This is a genomic window from Lentzea sp. NPDC054927 (genome assembly GCF_053610285.1).
This window is the reverse complement of the sequence record NZ_JBSGXZ010000001.1, coordinates 136652-155432: the sequence shown is the minus strand read 5'-3', so window position 1 is coordinate 155432 and position 18781 is coordinate 136652. Positions and strand designations below refer to the sequence as shown.

Here is an 18781-nt window from a genome sequence, read left to right as displayed (position 1 = left end):
ACGGCAGAGTCACCGGCATGAGCCTCGCATTCCTGGTCACGACGTTGATCGCGGTCGCCACGCCCGGCACCGGTGTGTTGTACACGCTGTCGGCCGGTCTCGCGCACGGCCGGAAGGCGAGCGTCATCGCCGCGTTCGGCTGCACCCTCGGGATCGTGCCGCACGTGCTGGCCACCGTCACGGGACTAGCGGCGCTGTTGCACACGAGCGCGCTGGCGTTCGAGATCGTGAAGTACCTCGGTGTCGCGTACCTGGTGTACCTGGCGTGGATGACCTTGCGGGACAAGAGCGAACTGGTGGCGGAAATCGGCACAGCCACCAAGACCGCGCCCGCCTCGGCGCGCAAGGTCGTGGTGTCGGCGGTGCTGATCAACCTGCTCAACCCGAAGCTGACGATCTTCTTCGTGGCGTTCCTGCCACAGTTCGCGACGGGTTTCGGGCAGATGCTGCAGCTCAGCGCGGTGTTCATGGCGCTGACGTTCGTGGTGTTCGCCGTGTACGGGGTGTTCGCGGCGTCGATGCGCGACCGGGTGCTGGCCCGGCCGCGCGTGATGGTGTGGCTGCGCCGGTTCTTCGCGGCCTCGTTCGCCGCACTCGGCGCGAAGCTAGCGCTCAGCTAGTGCCGCCTGGACGTCGGCGGCGGACGGTTCGGTGTAGTACTCCGACGAGGCCTGGCCGTTCACGACGTAGGAGTGCGACGGGCACGTGGCGTCGGCAGACCCGTCCAGAGGCCGGACGGCGATCCTGCGGCCGGTGCGGGCCTCCCGCACGGACAGCTCCCACCGGCCCTGGTAGCGCGTCGTCGTCGCGGACGTTCCCGTCCCCGGGCCCTGGTTGTAGTCACAGGTGCCCAGCCGCCCTCCCGACCCGAGCAGGCTGAGACAGGCCACCTGCTGCACGGCGGGCAGGTCCTCGTCCTTCTCGACCGGCAGCACGTCGAAGTCCGGTGCGCGCCGGAACCCGTGGCCGGTGTCCAGGTAAGCGCGTGTCACCCGCTCGCCCGAGGAGAGGGAAGCCGACCTCGGGTTGGGTGTGCGGTCGGCGCACGTCCGTTCGAGGTCCTTGTCCTTCAGCGGCATGCCCAGGATCGCGTAGGAGATCAGCAACGCACCCAACGCCACCGTCGTCGTCAGGATCCCGGCGACGGCCACCGCGCCGGTCCTCCGCCAGGGGGTCCACCGGCCGGGGCGGCGCAGATGTCCCCGAAGCCACGCGTACACGATCAACAGGCTGATCAGTGCGGCCGGGGCGAACAGGAAGAACGGCGTCAGCGGAGATCCTCCGGCCGTGAAGATTCCCGCAGGCAACAGGCTCAGCAGCGCCAGGATTGCTCCGGCGCCGTACACGTATCCGTCGGCCGCACTGTCCTTGCTCACCGCTGTCTCCCCTGGTCCCGGCCTGGGCCGGAATCATGGATCGGCCGGTGCGGGACGGGTCCCGGCTAGCAGTTGGCGGCGCGCTCCAGCAGCAGCGTCTTCTCGCGCTCGTTGCGGGTCAGCGAGGCGGCCTTCTCGAACTCGGCCTTCGCCTCCTCGGTGCGGCCGAGCTTCGCCAGGAAGTCGCCGCGCACGCTGGGCAGCAGGTGGTAGCCCTGCAACGCCTTCGCGCCGGCGATCTCGTCGACCAGCGCGAGTCCGGCGGCGGGTCCGAAGGCCATCGACAACGCCACCGCGCGGTTGAGTTCGACGATCGGGGACGGCGAGATCTGCGCGAGCACCTGGTAGAGCGTGGCGATGCGCTGCCAGTCGGTGTCCTCGGCCTTGCGCGCACGACCGTGACACGCGGCGAGGGCGGCCTGCACGTAGTACGGGCCGGGCGGCTGGTTGAGTGCTTCCGCGCGTTCGAGGGCTTTGAGGCCACGGCCGATGAGCAGCCAGTCCCACTTGCCGCGGTCCTGCTCCAGCAGCAGCACGGGTTCGCCGCCGGGGCCGGTGCGGGCCTTGGACCGGGAGGCCTGGATCTCCATCAGCGCGACCAGGCCGTGGACCTCGGCCTCCTTCGGCGCGAGTTCGGCGAGCACACGGCCGAGCCGCAGCGCCTCGGTGCAGAGTTCCGGACGCAGCCAGTCGTCGCCCTGGGTGGCGGAGTAGCCCTCGTTGAAGATCAGATAGATGACCTCGAGGACGCTGGCGAGCCGGGGCGCGAGTTCGGGGCCTTCCGGGACCTCGAACGGCACGCCGGCGTCGGCCAGGGCTTTCTTGGCGCGCACGATGCGTTGCGCGACGGTGGCGTCGCTGACCAGGAACGCGCGGGCGATCTCCTCGGTCTTGAGGCCGCCCAGCATCTTCAACGTCAGCGCGACCCGTGCCTCGGTGCCCAGCACCGGGTGGCAGGCGGTGAACATGAGGCTCAGCAGATCGTCGCCGATCTCGTCCTCGATGCCCTCGCTGGCGTCCGGCGTGGCCTCCTGGACGTCGCGGCCGATCTCCTCGACCTTGCGGTTGAAGTTCTCCCGCCGCCGGATCTGGTCGATGGACCGCCGTTTCGCCGTCGTCATCAGCCACGCGCCAGGATTCTTCGGCACGCCTTCTTCCGGCCACTGCTCCAGCGCCGCGACCAGCGCGTCCTGGGCCATCTCCTCGGCGAGACCGACGTCGCGCGTGTACCGGGCGAGCGCGGCGATGACCTTCGCCGACTCCATCCGCCAGACCGCGTCAATGGTGCGGTGCACCGAGGTTGTAGCCCCCATGGGGGCATCAGACCACAGGCACCTGACGTATTTCCACGACGCACGCCGGAAGGGGAATGCGCCGGACGCGTTCGACTGCTTCCTCGTGGTCGCGGACGTCGATCAGCCAGTACCCCGACACCCCGTACGCGTCCGGCAGCAGGTCACCCACGTCGAGCAGCACACCCGCGCGCAGCAGTGGGTCCCTGTGCAGCGCGGCCAACGGTTCCGGACTTCTGACGAACACCATGAACCGCACCGGACCTCCTCGTTCGCGCTCTCTCACAAGGACGTCGAACGAGGAGGTGCCGAAATCGACGCGAAGATCAGGCCGTGAAGTCGGCCGCGTGATCACGCGCCCACCGCGCGAACGTCCGGTACGGCCTGCCGGTCAGCGTTTCGTAGTCCGGCGACACCACGAACTCGTAGTCGGCGAAGTCATCGGGCTCGCCGCCCTCGTAGCCGCTCATGCCGAGGATGTAGCGGGCGATCTCCTCCGGCCAGCCGAGGCTCACGTAGTAGGCGAGCGCCTCGTCCCGTGTGACGTCCCGGAACGTCAGCTCGCGCCCGATCACCTCGCCGATGGCCTTGGCCATGTCCCGCTGCGTGATCTGCGGCGGGCCGGACAGGTTGTAGGCCTTGCCCGCGTGGCCGTCCTCGGTGAGCGCCTTGATCGCCACGTCGGCGATGTCGGCCTCGTGGATCGGCTGGCCGAAGTCGTCGGGGCTGGGGTGCACGATCGTGCCGTCCGCGCGGATCGACGGCCCCCACAGGTCGATCTTGTTGACCGCGAACTCGCCGGGTCGCAGATGCGTCCACTCGACACCCGACGCCTCGACGGCCTGTTCGACCGGCAGGTGGTGGGTGGTGTCGTAGCCGTAGGTCACCGCGCCCGAGGACAGCGTCACGATCCTGCGCACGCCGGCTTTCACCGCGCGGTCCACGACTTCCTGGGCGGTCGGCGGGTGCACGAACAGGTACAGCTTGTCCACGCCGTCGAACGGAAGGCTGTCCGGATCGTCGAGGTCGGCCTTGACCACCTCGACGTGTGCCGGGAAGTTCGCCTTGTCCGGGTTGCGGGTGATGGCCCGGACGTCGCCCTTCAGTCCCTGCACCACCAGCCGGCCGACGTTGCCCGTCGCACCGGTCACCAGGATCGTCATCGGATGCCCCCTTCGATTCCGTCCAGCAACTTCTCCAGCCCGTAGTCGAACGAGCCGCGCATGTTGTCCGCGAGCGTGTCCCCGGTGTCGTACGCACCGGCGTTCCACAGGTTCGTCATCGTCGGATACCGCTCGACGTCGAAGTAGTCGTCCCAGAACACCTGCCGCGCGCCCCACCACGAGTCCCCGGACTCACCCGTCACCGCCGCGAGCTGTTGATCGTCCACTTCGGACGCCGCCGCGCCGTGCACGAACCCCTCGACCGCGATGTGCGCGACCGTCACGTGCCGCGGCTCCAGCCCGGAGTCGGCCAGCGCCGCCAGCACGAACTCCTGGCCGTCCATCAGGCCGGGCCCGAGCGGCGGGCGCACCATCGACACGTCTCGCATCCACGGGTGTGCCTGGTAGACCGCGCGGGTGCGGTCGGCGTAGTGCTTGATGCGCTCACGCCACGTGCCCTCGGGCGTGAGATCGCGTTCCTGCAGCACGATGTCGGCCATCAGGTCGATCAGCTCGGCCTTGCCGGGCACGTGCGTGTAGAGCGACATCGTGCCGACGGCCAGTTCCTGTGCGACACGGGCCATCGACATCGCGCCGAGCCCTTCGCGGTCGGCCACCGCGATCGCCGCGGTGACGATCTGGTCGACGCTCACCTTGGGCTTCCTGCCCACCGGCTTCGGCTGCTGCGGCGTGCGCCAGAGCAACGCGAGCGTCCTGGCGGGGTCTCCCCCGCCGCTGCGTTCGGCGGCCATCCGCCCACCCCATTTCCGTAGGCCATACGGAAACAATACCGTACAGCCTACGGAAATGGCGAACAGTTACCTGACCAGGCTCGACCACGCTTCCGCGAGTGCGCTGTGACCAGCCGCTGTGGGGTGCACGCCGTCCTCGGACCAGCGCTCCGGTTCGGTCCGCGCGGACAGCGACGCGAACATGCGGTCGGCGGTGAGCAGTTCGGCGCCGTGTGCACGGGCGAGCTCGTGCACGACCTCGATCCTCGGATCAGCCGCGTGCCCGCGTCGGCGAGGGGCGCGAGCAGGCGCCGGTAGGTGGCCGCGAACTCCTCGGCGGAGGCCACGGGCTCACCGGGGTGGAAGGTGCGCCTGCCGACGTCGTTGATCCCGGCGAGGAGCGACACCACGTCCGGCCGCGCGTCGAGCACGTCGGTCTGCCAGCGAGCCTCCAGGTCCGCGATCGTTCGCAGGGGAATCCGGTGTTCAGCCAGGTGATGGGCCGGTCGGGGTGTTCGAAGCACCACCGGCCCGCGGCCTGCAGCGGGTAGCCGGCGCGGTCCTCACCGGGCGGCCGCCACAGGCCGGTGATCGAGTCGCCGGTGAACATGACGGTGTTTCCGGGGTTGAGCGTGATCGCCATGCCCCGCACCCTGACGCGGACCGCTGGCAGGCGTCGCACATCGCGCTGGTCCGGGCTGACAGGGAAGCTCAGCGGAAGCCCGCGTCAGTTGTTGACGTACCAGGTGACCCGGACCCCGCTCGGGGAGACGTCCCGCAGCTCCGCGCAGACCTCGTGCGTCGCCACGAGCCCGGTCCGCCGGCACATCCGCCCGTCGTCGTTCAGCGGACGCGCAGCCGTGAAACCCCGGGACGCAAGGTGCGTGCGCATGGTTTGAAGGGCGTCGTCGCCGGTCGCGGTCACTTCGCGCGAACAGTTGCCCGAACCGCAGTAGCGGTCGCTCTTGACCACACGCAACCCCGGCGGCACGGGCAGCACGCCCTCGTCACCGGGCGGGGCCTCCATCCGCATCAGGGCGACGAAGCCACCGGCCACGAACCCGCCGACCACCAGGACCGGCAACATCAGCACGAGGACTGTCCGCCCCTCCACGAGCAGGCCGGCTCCGAGGGCCACCGAGACGAGCAGCGGCAGGAGCCAGAACGTCTCGACGAACGACGGCACCCAGGGCCCGGACCAGTCCAGTGCGCGCGGCACGACGAACCACACCACCAGCCCCAGCACGATCAGCCCCACGATCATTCGTGTCCGCCGATAGCTCGTCGCACTCGAAGGAGCCCCCACATCCGCCATGCGCGCAGTATCTCCGAACGAGGAAACGCCGCCCCGGAGCGGGACGGCGTTTCCTCGTGGTGGGAGCTGGTTCTCAGGCTGCCAGATCGGCACCGGCCGGTTCGAGCAGCAGTTGCGTGACCCTCAGCTGCTGGGCGGCGGCCCGCAGGTCCTTGACGATCTCGGCGACGTCGTGGCCCAGGTCGTGATCGGCCCGCGAAGCCAGTGAGGTGGCGGAGGCGCCGAGCCGGGCGGTGGTTCGCCGGATGTCCTCCAGCGCGGCCCGCAGTTCCTCGACCGTCAGCGGGGAGTTCATGACCGCCAGGCCAGGCTGGTCAGCATTTCCTTGCCGCGTTCGGCGCTGCGCGGGTTGCTCAGCACGTCGTAGCGACCGGCCACGAGCTGGGTGGTCGAGGCGAAGTCGCGGCGGCCGCGCTGGGCGCCGTAGCGGACGGCGGCGCTGGCGAGGCCGAAGATCGTACCGGCGACCAGGCCCGTGATGATCGGGGCGATGGCGCCGCCGGTCGAGAACAGGCCCAGCAGCAGACCGACGAACAGACCGAACCAGGCACCCGACGCGGCACCCGCGCCGAGGACGCGGCCCCAGGTCAGGCGGCCGGTGACGCGTTCGACGATCATCGTCTCGACGCCGACGATGGTGACGTCGGCGACCGGGAAGTCGTTGTCCGCCAAGTGGTCGACGGCTCGCTGCGCCTCTTCGTAGGTGCCGTACGAACCGATGGGCCAGCCCGTGGGCGGAGTGGGCAGAGCGTTGACGCCTGCGTTGGCCCCTGCGGCAAACGGAGTCGCGGTGGTCATGTGCAACACCTCCGAAGTGCGATCCCCTACACCTGGTACTACGAACGCGCCTCCACGGGTGTTCCCGAAGTTGAGCTGATGTGACTCAGCTCCCCCTCGGTAAGCGTGATGTCCAGCGATTTCAGGGTTTCGGCGAGATCTTCGACCTGAGAAATCTCAGGTTCCGCACCCGCTCGCTCGACGGTGAACTTCGACCCGACCAGACGGCGGCTCAGGCCCGGTTCGAGACGCATGACGACGAGCTGGCGGCTGAACGGCGAACGCTCGTGCGTGGCGACGTAGTAGTTGGCGGCCATGTAGTCGACGGGCCGTTGCTCGACATCTGGTTCGAACGCGTGCATGTGCTGCCAGCCGTCCGCGGCCTGCTTCTCCAGCACCCACCGGCCTTCGGAGCGGCGCAACCGGTGCGGCCACCCGGCCTGGTCCACGACCGCGCCGTCGACCAGCGGCATGGGGTGCAGCATCCCGGCGCCGAAGCCGACGTCGACGAGGTGGTCGTCGACGATGGACATGAAGTGCGTGCGCGGCCCGGTCATGACGCGGCTCATCCTGCGTGCGACCGTGTATCCGAGACGTTCGAGCACGGCGGTGAACAGCAGCTGGTGCTCGTAGCAGTAGCCACCGCGGCGCCGGGTGATCATCTTGTCCTGGATGTCCGTGAGGTCCAGCGACGGCACGAGGCCGAGCATCACGTCGATGTTCTCGAACGGGAAGGCGCGCACATGCGCCTCGTGCAGCTCTGTCAGCGAACTCGTCGCGGACGCTCCCGTGCGCGCGAAGTACGCGTCGAGGTCCACCAAGTCCGTCTGCCACATGCGGTTCCCCCTGGTCAACGCGTACTCGACCTCGCCGTGCTCGCTGCCGGGCAACGGGTCGGCCCAGTCGACGTGGAACGTGCGGACGTGCCGCAGCCCGCACTTCTCCATGACGCGCCGCGATCCGGTGTTGACGAACATCGTGGTCGCGACGACCCGCTGCACGCCACCCTCGGTGAATCCGCGTTCGATCAGGGCCTTCCCGCCCTCGGTGGCGTACCCGCGGCCCCAGAACTCGCGGTGCAGCCGGTACCCGAGCTCGACCACGCCGTCGCCGACGGGTTTGAACTCGAACCAGCCGACGAACCGCCCGCTCGACTTCTCGTGGGCGGCCAGGAAGCTGTCACCGAGGAAGTGTTCGACCGGTTCGGGGTCGAGGTACCTCATGACCTCGGGGTCGGCGTGCAGCGCGTGCAGTTCGTCCACATCGGACGGCCCGAGCGGGCGCAGCGTCAGGCGTTCGGTTTCCACGAACGAATCGTGCCCCGGCCGTCCACCGGTTTACCGCACATCTGCGACGCGACCGCCGCCACCAGGCACAGCACGATGGCGAATCCGAACGCGATCGCGAGACCCTGCGCGAACGGTGCGGAGATCAGGCTCGGGAAGAACCCGCGGCCGGTCAGGAACGCGGCCTGGTCCGGCGGGAGCGTCGCGAGCTGGTCGCCGAGCAGCTGCTGGATCGGGTTGTAGCCGAGGAACGCCGCGAACAGCACGGCCACCGCGGGCAGTGAGGCGACCTGGGCGGCCGCGGCGGGAGGCACGCCGTGGTCCACCAGCCCGGTGCGCATCGCGGCGGGCAGCGACTGGGAGAACCCGACGATGATCAGGCTGAAGAAGAACCCGATGGACAGCACCATCGCGGTGTTCTGGAAGGTGGTCATCATGCCGCTGCCGGATCCGCGGGCGTTGGCGGGCAACGAGTTCATCACCTCGGCGCGGTTGGGCGAGGAGAACATGCCCATGCCGACGCCGGTGAACACGAGGATCAGCGCGAACGCCCAGTAGGGGAAGTCGACGGGCAACGCGATCAGCAGCGCGAACGTGCCCGCCGCGATCAGGTTGCCGGTGAAGGCGAGCATCCTGCTGCCGAGCCGGTCGGACAGGATGCCGGCGGTGGGCGCGGCGAGCAGGAACCCGACGGTCATCGGCAGCATGTAGATGCCGGCCCACAGCGGCGTTTCCTCGTAGGAGTAGCCGTGCAGCGGCAGCCAGATGCCCTGCAGCCAGATGATCAGGATGAACTGGAGCCCGCCGCGGCCCAGCGCCGAGGCGAAGTTCGCGATGTTGCCCCAGGTGAACGAGCGCGACCGGAACAGCTCCAGGTCGAACAGCGGGTTGGGCACGCGGTGCTCGATCGCGATGAACGCGGCCAGCACGAGCAGGCCGCCGGTCAGGCAGGCGAGCACGAGCGGGCTGGTCCAGCCGGTCTGGGAGGTGCCGTGCGGCTGGATGCCGTAGGTGATGCCGACCAGCACCGCGATCAGGCCGACGGCGAACGTGATGTTGCCCCACCAGTCCATCTCGGCGTGCCTGCGTTCGCCGGTGTCGTGCAGCTTGAGGTAGGCCCAGACCGTGCCGAACAGGCCGAACGGCACGGAGACGATGAAGATCAGGTTCCAGTTGACCGGGGCCAGCAGGCCGCCGATCACCAGCCCGAGGAACGAGCCGGCGATGGCGGCCACGCCGTTGATGCCCAGTGCCATGCCGCGCTGGGTGACCGGGAACGCGTCGGCCAGGATCGCCGAGGAGTTCGCCATCAGGAACGCCCCGCCGACGCCCTGCACGACCCGCCAGCCGATCAGCCACAGCGCGGCCGCGTCGCCGTCGAACCAGGTGATCGCGAGCATGACCGACGAGAACGTGAAGATCGCGAAGCCCAGGTTGTACATCCGGGCCCGGCCGTACATGTCGCCGAGGCGCCCGAAGCTCACCACCAGCACCGCCGTGACGACCAGGAAACCCATGATCATCCACAGCAGGTAGCCGGTGTTGGCCGGGTCGAGCGGGTTGATCGCGATGCCCTTGAAGATGTCGGGCAGCGCGATCAGCACGATCGAGGAGTTGATCGTCGCCATCAGCATGCCCAGCGTCGTGTTGGACAGCGCGATCCACTTGTACCCGGCCGGAGCCGCTACCACCTCAACGGTCACTTCGCCATGCTAACCAATCTGTCTACGGCACGTTCTTCGGCTTGATCGTCTCCAGCACGGTGCCGGCGGCGTCGCGCACGACGACGCGCGCGTCGGGGTGCCGGTCGATCAGGGGTGCGACCAGCACGAACGTCCCGTTGGCGAGCTGGGCGGGCACGTCTGCGGTGCCGGGCCGGACGTAGGTGATCGAGGCGACGCGCGGGTCGCGGACCAGGCCGGTAGCCGCGTAACCGGTGCTTCCGCCGTCGTAGTACTCCCCCTTGTCGTTCACCTTGAACGGCTTGAAGTCGTAGAACGCGGGCATCGCCGCGATGGTCTCGCCGCGGACCTCGTCCAGGTCGTCGACGTCGAACACCGTGCCCGGCGTCGGTTCGTGGCTCGACTCCCGGCAGTAGAGCAGCAGGTCGCCGAAGCGGGCCGTGATGATCGTGTCGGTGGCGCTGACCTTGGCCGTGAGGCCGAGTGTGAACTGGTCGGGGTCCGGCACCGGCCGGCCTTTGAGGCAGTCGGCGAACCGCGCGGTCTCGGGGGTGTCACGGGAAGCGGGCGGCAGTGGCCGGTCGACGACGGACGCGGTCGCCTTCGGCACCCCGCGCACGGCGAAGTCCTCGCCGTTGACCAAGGCCTTCGTGCCCGTCTCCGCCTGCTGGAAACCACTGGGCGCGAGGAACAGTCCGTCGATCAGCGCCGGCATGGTGTTGTTCTGGCCGGAGTCGGAGATCCGGGACAGGCTGAGGAACCTCACGTCGGGCGAGACCAGGCCCGCCATCGTGCCGCTCGGCGTGGTGAACAGGATCTTCACCTTGCGGCGGCCGTCCTCGATCTTGACCGGGTTCGGGTCCGAGATCGTCGTGGTGGTGGCCGTGTTCGCGCAGAAGAACACGCCGGTCGGACCGCGGAACGCCGTCAGGACCGTGCCGTTCTTGCTGCTGGTCGCGATCGGCTGCCACTGGCCTGCCGGCGGGTGCGCCTTCGCGGCGGCGGTGCAGCGGGCCAGCGCGTCGGGGGCGACCTTGCCGGGTTCGACGTGGTTGACCACGTTGCGGTCCTTGCCGACGAACTCGCCGTTCTGCTGATACGACGGGCCCGCGACCTCGGCGTTCTCGCCGTAGAGGGCCTGACCTGCGAAGACCGCACCGGCGGCGAGCATGCTCACGCCGGCGGCGATCAGGATCGGCCTGCCGTTGCGCGCGGAGGGGTTCATGCCTTCGCTGACGCGGCGGCGGGCACGCATGCGGACGTCGTCGGGCAGGGTGCGGTTCTCGGGCAGCTGGTCGATCATCCGTTGTCCTCGGGAGTCAGGTCGCGCAGGCGGGCTCGGGTGCGGGAGACGCGGGCGCGGACGCTCGACTCGGCTATGCCGAGGAGCGTGGCGGCGTCGGCGGTGGACATGTCGCCGAGCAGGCAGAGCTGGGCGATCTCGCGTTCGGACTGCGGCAGCTTCGCGATGGCCGCGACCACCAGGGCGAGGCGGCGCTGGGCGTCGGTGCGGGCGGCGACCTCGTCGGCGTGGTCGCGTTCGTCCTGCGGGGTCAGCCTGGTGACCAGCCGCAACGCTCTGCGGGACGCCCGCCATTCGGTGCGGGCGCGGTTCGCGGTCACCGTGTAGAGCCAGGGCAGTGCCGAGTCGCGCACCAGCTGGGCCTCACCGCGTTTGCGCCACGCGGTCAGGAACGTGGCGGAGAGCAGGTCCTCCGCCTGCGACCAGGAGGCGGTGAGCCGGTAGGCGTAGTTCCACACCGCCTCGGCGTGGCGTTCGAACAGCTCGGTGAACGCGGCGTGGTTGCCCTCGGCGATGAGCTCCCACAGCCGTGTGTCCGGCGGCGGGCTCGTGCCCGCTCGCTCGGTCGTTTCAGTCATCACACTCCGCCTGGGGCCGCCACCGCCCAGTGTGCTGCGTGACGCGGGTCACTCGGTACCGGGGAGTAGCCCCTCGCGGCAGGCGTGGATGACAGCGATGGCAAGATCTTCGCGTGCCGATCGAGCAACAGCAGTCCGGCAGTGTTGAGCCGGCGACCCAGGTGTTCGCGAAGATCACGATCGAGGAAGCGACGGTGCCGGCGACGACGCCGGTCACGCCGGCGCCGGCAGCCCCGACAGCGGCCGCACCCGCCACAGCGGTCACAGCGGCGGCCTCCGCGTCGTCCTCTGCGGCGTCCGCGCGTCAGAGCAAGTCGCTCACCAGGCGGCTCGCCCGGCGGATCCTCGGCCCGACCTTGATGACGAAGAAATAAGGGCTAGCGATCGGGGACCTGGCCAAGCCCACCGCACACCCGGCAGGCGGTTCGGTCCTCGTTGAGCCCAGAACCAAGGCATCGGCTGCACTCCTTCACAGAAGAACAGTGTCCGCTTCTACTCCAAGTGGACGCATCCGCCAAGCAGGGACCCGATCGGCAATAATGGGTGACCCCCATCGTTCACGCTCGGTGATCACACCGGGGTGGACGGTCCGGCCGGGATCTCGTTGGCACGTGCGACATTGCCTGCGACGATGCCCCCGCGTTCACCGTTCGGAAGCTTCCACCAGCCAGAGCAACCACGGGGACACGGATGCGACATCTCGTGCAGCACAAGGCCTTCCGGGCCGGGAACGGGTTGCTTCCACGACATGGTCCCCGACCCCTCGCACAGCAGGCACGTGTCCTCTTCGCACTCCACGCATGGTAATTACTCCACACCGGACACTTCGGGCAATCGCTGGATCGAGGGGAGATCACCGATGGCAGTCGCGATCGTGACGGGAGCGGGTTCCGGGGTGGGTCGCGCGGCGGCGCGAACCCTGCTGGCAGCGGGTTTCCAGGTCGCGCTGGCTGGCCGGCGCGAGGACGCGTTGACCGAGACCGGAAAGGGCTTTCCCGACTCCACGCTCGTTGTACCAACCGATGTGTCGCGTGAGGACTCCGTCGTCGCGTTGTTCTCCGCCGTTGTCTCGGAGTGGGGCCGTGTCGACGTGTTGTTCAACAACGCGGGCACCAACGTCCGCGCGACACCGGTGGAGGAGTTCAGCCTCAGCGCGTGGGAGAAGGTCGTCGGCGTGAACCTGACCGGCGCGTTCCTGTGCGCCCGCGAGGCGTTCAAGGTGATGAAAACCCACGGCGGCGGCCGGATCATCAACAACGGCTCGATCTCCGCGACCGTGCCCCGCCCGCACGCGGTGGCGTACAACGCGACCAAGCACGCGATGACCGGCCTGACCAAGTCACTCTCGCTGGAGGGCCGCGCGCACAACATCGCGTGCGGGCAGATCGACATCGGCAACGCCGCGACACCACTGACCGAGCGGATGTCGCAGGGCGTGCTGCAGGCGAACCTCTCCACGGCGCCGGAGCCGACGTTCGACGTGCAGCACGTGGCCGACGCCGTGCTGTACCAGGCTCAGCTGCCCTTGAACGCCAACGTGCAGTTCATGACCGTGATGGCCACGACCATGCCCTACATCGGCAGGGGCTAGATCGACGGGCTAGATCGGCAGCGGCTGGGCCTGGTAGAGGCCACCGCCGCGCTCGAGCAGCCCGAAGTCCACGAGGTAGCGGCGAATGGTCACGTGGTCGACCTCTCCCCCGTCGCACCACGCGTGGAGCCGCTCGTTGATCTCCTTCTCCTCGTAGTAGGTCTGCGGGGTGAAGGCGTGCGAGGCGACGTGCTCGAGAATCTTGCGGCGCCGTTCGTGCGCGACAGGCAGTGAGATCAGCTTGTCGCCCCGCACGAACGGCGCGAGCCCGTCCGACGGCATCTGCTCGGTGAGCGTGGCGGCCAGCGGCTTGAGGTCGGCTGCCCGCGCCGGTTCCCCCTCGACCAGCCCGGCCTCCCGCAGCTTGCGCAGCGCCGTGCCGGCGTCCTTGACCGGCAGTCCGGAGGCGGCGGCGATGTCGGCCAGGCTCCCCGCGCCGAGGACGACGGCGGCGAACGCCCTGAGCCTCGTCGGTTCGGCCAGCGCGCGCACAACGGTTTCCGGAGTGGTCATGCCTGCGAACCTAACGCCGCCGTCCACCCGATTTCCGCGGTCCTCAACGGTTCTCAGCGCGAAGGCGCGCCCTGCCACTCGGTCATCGGCCCACCAGACCCTCGGCCATGACGTCCTTCAGGTACCCGTCGAAGTCCGGCACGTCGGGCTCCAGCACGTGCCGCACCCACGCCGTGCGCTCGTGGGCCAGCGGCGGCAGCTCCCACACACACCCGATGAGGTCCTTCGGGATGACGGTGAAGTGCGTGAGGTCGGGATCGGTGGACCCGAGGAACGGCTGGTCGCCCGACACGGCGGTGCGGCAGTGCAGGACGTTGTCCCAGACCCAGTTGTAGGCGTTGAGGTACATACCCGCGGCACTGCGGTGCAGCACGGTGACCGTGGCGGGCGGGGTCGGGTCGGCGAAGTCCGGGTAGATCTTGGGCAGGAACTCGTAGGCGGCCGCGCGGATGTCGTCGGTGATCTCCAGGCCGGGGGTGACGACCTCGTAGCGCTTGACGTGCCTGCCCGCGATGACCAGCGGTTCCCGCACCGCCAGCTCCTTCTCGTAAAAAGCCATAGGTCGAACGTATGAGCTAACCCTGACAGGGAGTGTCAGTGGTTGCGCGCCTCCCGTGGGGATGCACGACCGGGTAACGCGGCGACGGCGCGGTGCGACAGTCCGTCCGTTCGGCGGCATGTCGTTCAGCGACAAACGAGAGGGGACACCGTGTCCGACGAGCCCGAGATCGATCCCGAAGTCGGCGCGTTCCAGCCGTACGTGCAGAAGCGAACTGGTCTTGGCACAGGTCCGGACTGGAAGAACCCATATCCAGCCGCGTCACTGCGACGTATCCGCGCGTCCGCAACGGTCGAGGAGGCGGGTGTGCAGGCGACGACCGAGGCGGTGATCCTCCTGCACTCGATCCGCCGCATCCTCATGTCGATGCTGGTCATCATCCCGGTAGCGGCTGCTGCCCTGTTCATCACGCTGATGATCGTGGACAACGCCTCCACACCCGCGCCGTGCTCCTCGATCTACACCTGCAAGTGAACGGCGTAGTTGACGATTCAGCTGGTACGCGCGGAATCACTGACAATCTGTGACAGTGTCTTCGGGTGCGCGCGAGTCGATTGGTGTCGTTGCTCCTCCTGCTCCAGACCAAGGGGCGGATGACCGCGCAGGCCCTGGCCGACGAGCTCGAGGTGTCGATCCGCACCATCTACCGCGACGTCGAGTCGTTGCACGCGGCCGGTGTGCCGCTCTACGGCGACGCGGGACCGGCCGGCGGCTACCAGCTCCTCGACGGTTACCGCACGAAGCTGACCGGGTTGACCGAGCAGGAGGCGGAGTCACTGTTCCTGGCCGGGTTGCCGGGGCCGGCGGCGGAGCTGGGGCTCGGGGACGCCGTGTCGGCGGCCCAGCTCAAGCTGATGGCGGCGTTGCCGTCGTCGATGCGGGACCGGGCTTCGCACATGGCCGAGCGGTTTCACCTCGACGCGCCTGCCTGGTACTACGACCCGGAGCGTTCGCCGTTTCTCGAGCGGGTGGCGGATGCGGTGTGGCGTTCGCGGTTGCTCGAGGTCGGTTATCGGCGCTGGCAGTCGCCGGAGGACGTGACGAAGGTGCTGCGGCCGTTGGGGCTGGTGTTGAAGGCCGGGCGCTGGTACCTGGTGGCGCAGGGGTCGTCGCGGATCTCCACGTACCGGGTGGCGCAGATCCAGGCCGTGACCGTGTTGGACGAGTCGTTCGAGCGGCCCAAGGGATTCGATCTGGCGTCGCACTGGGCGGCGTCGCTGGAGGACTTCCAGGCGCGCCAGTACACCGGTGAGGCGGTCATCAGGCTCTCGGCGCGTGGCTGGGAGTCGTTCTCGTCCCACGTGCTGCCCGTGGTGGCACGGGCGGCGCAGGAGTCCGCGGTGGACGACGGTGAGCACGTCCGAGCGACGATCCCGATCGAGTCCATCGGCCACGCGGCCGGGATGCTGCTGCGAATGGGCGGCGAGGTCGAGGTGCTCGCCCCTGCCGAGCTGCGTGAACAGGTGACGGAAGCGGTGCGCAGGCTGGCGGCGATCTACCTGCCGTAACTGCCGCCCCACTTGGTCAGGGGCGCCCGCACTGAGCCCATAAACTGAGGTTTATGGGGGATAATCCTAGTTCAACTCGTCGTTCGTTCCTGCGTGCCGGTGCGGTGGCCGCGGGTGGTGTGGGCGTGATGGCCGTGGCCACGCCCGCTGCGCACGCCGCCGGTGGCGCGCATGTGTTCAAGGTCGGCGACTTCGGCGCCGTGGGTGACGGTCAGGCCGACGACACGGCCGCGATTCAACGGGCGATCGACGCGGCGTACAAGTTCGCGTCGGAGGGCAACGGCTACGCCCGTGTCGAGTTCGAGTCGAAGACGTACCGGCTCGCGTCGCAGCCGGTACGGGCGATCGCCGGGCCGTTGCACACGGCCGGTCAGCTCGTGATCCCGCGCCGCACGTCCGGCCCGCTGGTCTCGTTGGAACTGGCGGGCGCCGGCGCACAGACGGGTCTGCAGTTCGGCTACCACGAGCCGCAGGCGCCGGCGGGCACGCTGCTCAGGTCGACGGTCACCACCACGTGGGGCGGGCATCCCGACGGTCAGCCGCCCGCGGTGATCGCGGGGCCGAGGGGCGACGCCGAGACGTGGGGCGGCTTCAACCGGGTGTGCGTGGCGATCACCAACCTGGCCGTCCAGGTGCCGTCCAACCCGACGGTGGCCGGCCTGAACCTGTTCTGGACGCCGCAGGTCCGGCTGCAGGGCGTGCGGATCAGCACGCCGGAGCCGTTGCCCGCGATCGTCGAGCCGACGCACCCCTGGTCGACCGGCATCGTGCTGCCCGGCGGCGACAACAACGCGGTGATCTACCTGCGCGACGTGCACGTCGGCGGCTTCCACACCGGCGTGATCTTCAGCGAGCACACCGACGCGTCCAGCCTGGTGATCTTCGCCTGCAAGGTCGGGCTGGCGCCACTGGGCCGAATCCTGCACACGTCCCGGTTCGGCCTGGTCACCGTCGAGCTGTGCCCGACGCTGATCTCGCAGGTCGACTGGGAGATCGGCAGGGTCGCGGCACCGCAGGGCGACAGCTTCCGGATCGACCTGCTCGACGTCGAGGAGTTCAACGGCTTCGACGACAGGCTCCGGTGGACCACGCACGACGTGCACGTCTACGACCCGAACAACAGGTACCGGGGCTGGATCTGGATGGCTCGCTCCGGCCGCGACTACCTGAACATCCCGCTCACGCGGGTGGGTGGTCAGCGCCTTCAGATCCACGAGATCCAGGACACCTGATCCCGTAGCGCGCGAGGTGGTGCCACAGGTGCTTCACGACCTGTGGTGCCGCTTCCGCGTTTTCGAGGATGCGCGGGTCGATGAACCCGTCCTGCGCGATCGCGAGTCCCAGCGCGACGGACTCCGGTGTGCGGTAGTCCGCGTGGCGCAGCAGGTCCTCTGTGGACAGCCGGAACCCGGCGTGGCGTTCGACCGGGCACGGCATGTCGACGTCGGGGAAGCTCGGGTCCAGGACCAGCGCTTCGACGTCGTCCAGCGTGACGGGGCCGTGGACGTGGGCCTCGACGTAGTTGTCCAGCGGGTCGCGGTCGTCGATCAGGCCGAGCAGGGCGAAGCGCTGGGCGGTGCCGAAGTCGACGGGGTCGAACACGCTGTCGGGGTAGCAGAACGTGGTGCGGTCCAGCACGTCCTCGCGCAGCCGCAGGTGGGCTGAGCCGAACCTCGGCGCGCCGCCGTGCTCGAGGCCCAGATGGTTGAGCGCTCCGTACTTGGGCCGGGCGGAGGGCGGAGCGTCGTCGTAGGCGCCGCCGAAGAGCCGGCTTTCCCACTCCCAGCGAGCGCCGCCGGGGTGGGCGGTGAGGCCACCGTTGCTGGTGCCGGTCTCGAACTGCGAGCGGTACACGCCGTCGCGGGCAAGCCTGGCCAGCACTCCGCGTCCGGGGTGGAAGTTGAGCGTGACGCGCAGGTCGCGTGGCAGCGGGCCGCCGGTGGAGCGTGCGGCCACGTGCGCGATCGCCTGCTCAAACCCCACGTGCGAGTTCCCGGTCCTGCACCCGAGCCAACGTCACCAGCCCGGCGATCGCCCCGAGAAGCGCCATGAACATGTCCCACTGGGTGTCCCAGACATCGCCCTGAGTCCCGAGAAAGTCGTCCGCGCCAGAACCTCCGATCACCGCCGACCCCCACTCGACCAGCTCATAGCTAGCGCTGAACGCCAAACACACGCACACCACGAGAAAGAACAGCCACCCACCCGGCCGCAGCGGCGTCTTGCGCAGAAGCACTTCGCGAGCCAGCAGAGCCGGCACGAAGCCTTGGACGAAGTGGGCGAACCGGTCGTAGTGGTTGCGTGCGAGGTCGAACAGGTCCTGCACCCAGAACCCGACCGGCACGCGGGCGTAGGTGTAGTGGCCGCCGAGGATCAGGACCAGCGCGTGGACGAAGATCAGGCGGTAGAGCAGTGGTGTCAGCCGGAACCGCCGGTACGTCGCGATCAGGATGGCGGCGCCGATCACGGCCGGTGCCACCTCCAGGTACCAGGTGGCGCGGTCGTGCGGGTCGATGCCCGAGACGACCAGGGCGACAGCGGTCAGGGCGAGCAGGATCAACGGCTCGGTGGCGGAGCGCTCAGAGGTCACGGATCACCTTGCAGGGGTTGCCGACCGCGAGCACGCGTGGCGGGATGTCGCGCGTGACGACGCTGCCCGCGCCGATCACGGCATTGTCGCCGATGGTGACGCCCGCGCACACGATGACGCCGCCGCCGAGCCACACGTTGTCGCCGATGGTGATCGGGGCGGCGGACTCGAAGCGCTGGCGGCGGGCCTCGTGGTCCTCGATGGGGTGCAGCGCGGTGAGGAGCTGGGCGCGGGGGCCGATGGAGACGTCGTCGCCGATGGTGATGGTGGCGCAGTCCATGAGAATGGCGTCGTAGTTCAGGAAGCTGTTGGAGCCCAGGTGGATCTGGTAGCCGTAGTCGCACTGGAAGCGCGGCATGACCCACGAGCCCTCGCCGATGGAGCCGAAGAGTTCCTTGATGACCGTGTCGGAGCGGGTGGCGTTGAACTCGTCCACGAGTTGCTGCGCGCGCCGGCGTTCGGCGACCAGTTCGGGGTCGGAGTCCTTGTACAGCTCGCCGGTCAACATCTTCTGCTT

Annotated in this window: 24 protein-coding genes; 6 read left to right on the top strand and 18 right to left on the bottom strand. The window is 69.0% G+C overall.

Annotated elements, in window-relative coordinates:
- The first annotated feature begins 17 nt into the window (after positions 1–17).
- Positions 18–620, top strand: coding sequence for a LysE family translocator (locus ACWGE0_RS00745; RefSeq protein WP_452258774.1), 603 nt, complete (start codon positions 18–20; stop codon positions 618–620).
- On the opposite strand, the gene ACWGE0_RS00740 is transcribed toward ACWGE0_RS00745, so the two are convergent.
- The 13 genes from ACWGE0_RS00740 to ACWGE0_RS00680 form a co-directional block, all read right to left on the bottom strand.
- The gene (locus tag ACWGE0_RS00740; RefSeq protein WP_452258773.1) at positions 606–1376 is read right to left on the bottom strand and encodes a hypothetical protein; all 771 of its coding nucleotides are present in this window, start codon (positions 1374–1376) and stop codon (positions 606–608) included. The genes ACWGE0_RS00745 and ACWGE0_RS00740 overlap by 15 nt on opposite strands.
- A gap of 65 nt (positions 1377–1441) precedes the next feature.
- Positions 1442–2689, bottom strand: coding sequence for an RNA polymerase sigma factor (locus tag ACWGE0_RS00735; protein WP_452258772.1), 1248 nt, complete (start codon positions 2687–2689; stop codon positions 1442–1444).
- 7 nt (positions 2690–2696) lie between these two features.
- A complete protein-coding gene (locus tag ACWGE0_RS00730; protein WP_452258771.1) occupies positions 2697–2927 on the bottom strand; it encodes a hypothetical protein in 231 nt (76 codons plus the stop codon).
- 67 nt (positions 2928–2994) lie between these two features.
- A complete protein-coding gene (locus ACWGE0_RS00725) occupies positions 2995–3831 on the bottom strand; it encodes an NAD(P)H-binding protein (RefSeq protein WP_452258770.1) in 837 nt (278 codons plus the stop codon).
- A complete protein-coding gene (locus ACWGE0_RS00720; protein ID WP_452258769.1) occupies positions 3828–4583 on the bottom strand; it encodes a TetR/AcrR family transcriptional regulator C-terminal domain-containing protein in 756 nt (251 codons plus the stop codon). The genes ACWGE0_RS00725 and ACWGE0_RS00720 overlap by 4 nt, the downstream gene beginning before the upstream one ends.
- A gap of 66 nt (positions 4584–4649) precedes the next feature.
- Positions 4650–4817, bottom strand: coding sequence for a hypothetical protein (locus tag ACWGE0_RS00715; protein WP_452258768.1), 168 nt, complete (start codon positions 4815–4817; stop codon positions 4650–4652).
- A 472-nt stretch (positions 4818–5289) separates the two neighbouring features.
- Positions 5290–5826, bottom strand: coding sequence for a hypothetical protein (locus tag ACWGE0_RS00710; RefSeq protein ID WP_452258767.1), 537 nt, complete (start codon positions 5824–5826; stop codon positions 5290–5292).
- Between the two features lie 124 nt (positions 5827–5950).
- Positions 5951–6172: a hypothetical protein gene (locus ACWGE0_RS00705; RefSeq protein ID WP_452258766.1), complete on the bottom strand. Its 222-nt coding sequence runs from the start codon at positions 6170–6172 to the stop codon at positions 5951–5953.
- On the bottom strand, positions 6169–6675 hold the full coding sequence (locus ACWGE0_RS00700) for a general stress protein (RefSeq protein WP_319965371.1): 507 nt from the start codon (positions 6673–6675) through the stop codon (positions 6169–6171). Before ACWGE0_RS00700 ends, ACWGE0_RS00705 begins: the two co-directional genes overlap by 4 nt.
- 38 nt (positions 6676–6713) lie before the next feature.
- On the bottom strand, positions 6714–7961 hold the full coding sequence (locus tag ACWGE0_RS00695) for a GNAT family N-acetyltransferase (RefSeq protein WP_452258765.1): 1248 nt from the start codon (positions 7959–7961) through the stop codon (positions 6714–6716).
- Positions 7943–9574, bottom strand: coding sequence for an MFS transporter (locus tag ACWGE0_RS00690; RefSeq protein WP_452259317.1), 1632 nt, complete (start codon positions 9572–9574; stop codon positions 7943–7945). Before ACWGE0_RS00690 ends, ACWGE0_RS00695 begins: the two co-directional genes overlap by 19 nt.
- A 91-nt stretch (positions 9575–9665) precedes the next feature.
- Positions 9666–10925, bottom strand: a complete 1260-nt coding sequence (locus tag ACWGE0_RS00685; protein WP_452258764.1) for a hypothetical protein — start codon at positions 10923–10925, stop codon at positions 9666–9668.
- Positions 10922–11503, bottom strand: a complete 582-nt coding sequence (locus tag ACWGE0_RS00680; RefSeq protein WP_319965368.1) for an RNA polymerase sigma factor — start codon at positions 11501–11503, stop codon at positions 10922–10924. Before ACWGE0_RS00680 ends, ACWGE0_RS00685 begins: the two co-directional genes overlap by 4 nt.
- 113 nt (positions 11504–11616) lie before the next feature.
- Between ACWGE0_RS00680 and ACWGE0_RS00675 the strand changes: the two genes are divergently transcribed.
- Positions 11617–11877, top strand: coding sequence for a hypothetical protein (locus ACWGE0_RS00675; RefSeq protein WP_452258763.1), 261 nt, complete (start codon positions 11617–11619; stop codon positions 11875–11877).
- 485 nt (positions 11878–12362) lie between these two features.
- The gene (locus tag ACWGE0_RS00670; RefSeq protein WP_452258762.1) at positions 12363–13094 is read left to right on the top strand and encodes an SDR family oxidoreductase; all 732 of its coding nucleotides are present in this window, start codon (positions 12363–12365) and stop codon (positions 13092–13094) included.
- 9 nt (positions 13095–13103) lie between these two features.
- On the opposite strand, the gene ACWGE0_RS00665 is transcribed toward ACWGE0_RS00670, so the two are convergent.
- Positions 13104–13607, bottom strand: coding sequence for a DUF2087 domain-containing protein (locus tag ACWGE0_RS00665; protein WP_452258761.1), 504 nt, complete (start codon positions 13605–13607; stop codon positions 13104–13106).
- An 82-nt stretch (positions 13608–13689) separates the two neighbouring features.
- The gene (locus ACWGE0_RS00660) at positions 13690–14166 is read right to left on the bottom strand and encodes a hypothetical protein (protein ID WP_452258760.1); all 477 of its coding nucleotides are present in this window, start codon (positions 14164–14166) and stop codon (positions 13690–13692) included.
- A gap of 150 nt (positions 14167–14316) precedes the next feature.
- Here ACWGE0_RS00660 and ACWGE0_RS00655 point away from each other — a divergent pair, with 150 nt between their 5' ends.
- From ACWGE0_RS00655 to ACWGE0_RS00645, 3 genes are all read left to right on the top strand, one after another.
- Positions 14317–14640, top strand: coding sequence for a hypothetical protein (locus ACWGE0_RS00655; RefSeq protein WP_452258759.1), 324 nt, complete (start codon positions 14317–14319; stop codon positions 14638–14640).
- Positions 14641–14705: 65 nt separating this feature from the next.
- Complete coding sequence (locus tag ACWGE0_RS00650; RefSeq protein WP_452258758.1) at positions 14706–15674, top strand: helix-turn-helix transcriptional regulator; 969 nt, start codon at positions 14706–14708, stop codon at positions 15672–15674.
- Positions 15675–15727: 53 nt separating this feature from the next.
- Positions 15728–16906 (top strand): glycosyl hydrolase family 28-related protein, encoded by a 1179-nt coding sequence (locus tag ACWGE0_RS00645; RefSeq protein WP_452258757.1) that lies wholly within the window; start codon positions 15728–15730, stop codon positions 16904–16906.
- Here the strand turns inward: ACWGE0_RS00645 and ACWGE0_RS00640 are convergent.
- Genes ACWGE0_RS00640 through ACWGE0_RS00630 form a run of 3 tightly spaced genes read right to left on the bottom strand, consistent with a single transcriptional unit; the run spans position 16854 to position 18772 of the window.
- Positions 16854–17657 carry a DUF3626 domain-containing protein gene (locus ACWGE0_RS00640; RefSeq protein WP_452258756.1) on the bottom strand — a complete coding sequence of 268 codons (804 nt, stop codon included), beginning with the start codon at positions 17655–17657 and terminating at the stop codon, positions 16854–16856. The genes ACWGE0_RS00645 and ACWGE0_RS00640 overlap by 53 nt on opposite strands.
- On the bottom strand, positions 17647–18264 hold the full coding sequence (locus ACWGE0_RS00635; RefSeq protein WP_452258755.1) for a DUF2238 domain-containing protein: 618 nt from the start codon (positions 18262–18264) through the stop codon (positions 17647–17649). The genes ACWGE0_RS00640 and ACWGE0_RS00635 overlap by 11 nt, the downstream gene beginning before the upstream one ends.
- Complete coding sequence (locus ACWGE0_RS00630; RefSeq protein WP_452259316.1) at positions 18254–18772, bottom strand: sugar O-acetyltransferase; 519 nt, start codon at positions 18770–18772, stop codon at positions 18254–18256. Before ACWGE0_RS00630 ends, ACWGE0_RS00635 begins: the two co-directional genes overlap by 11 nt.
- Positions 18773–18781 lie beyond the last annotated feature (9 nt).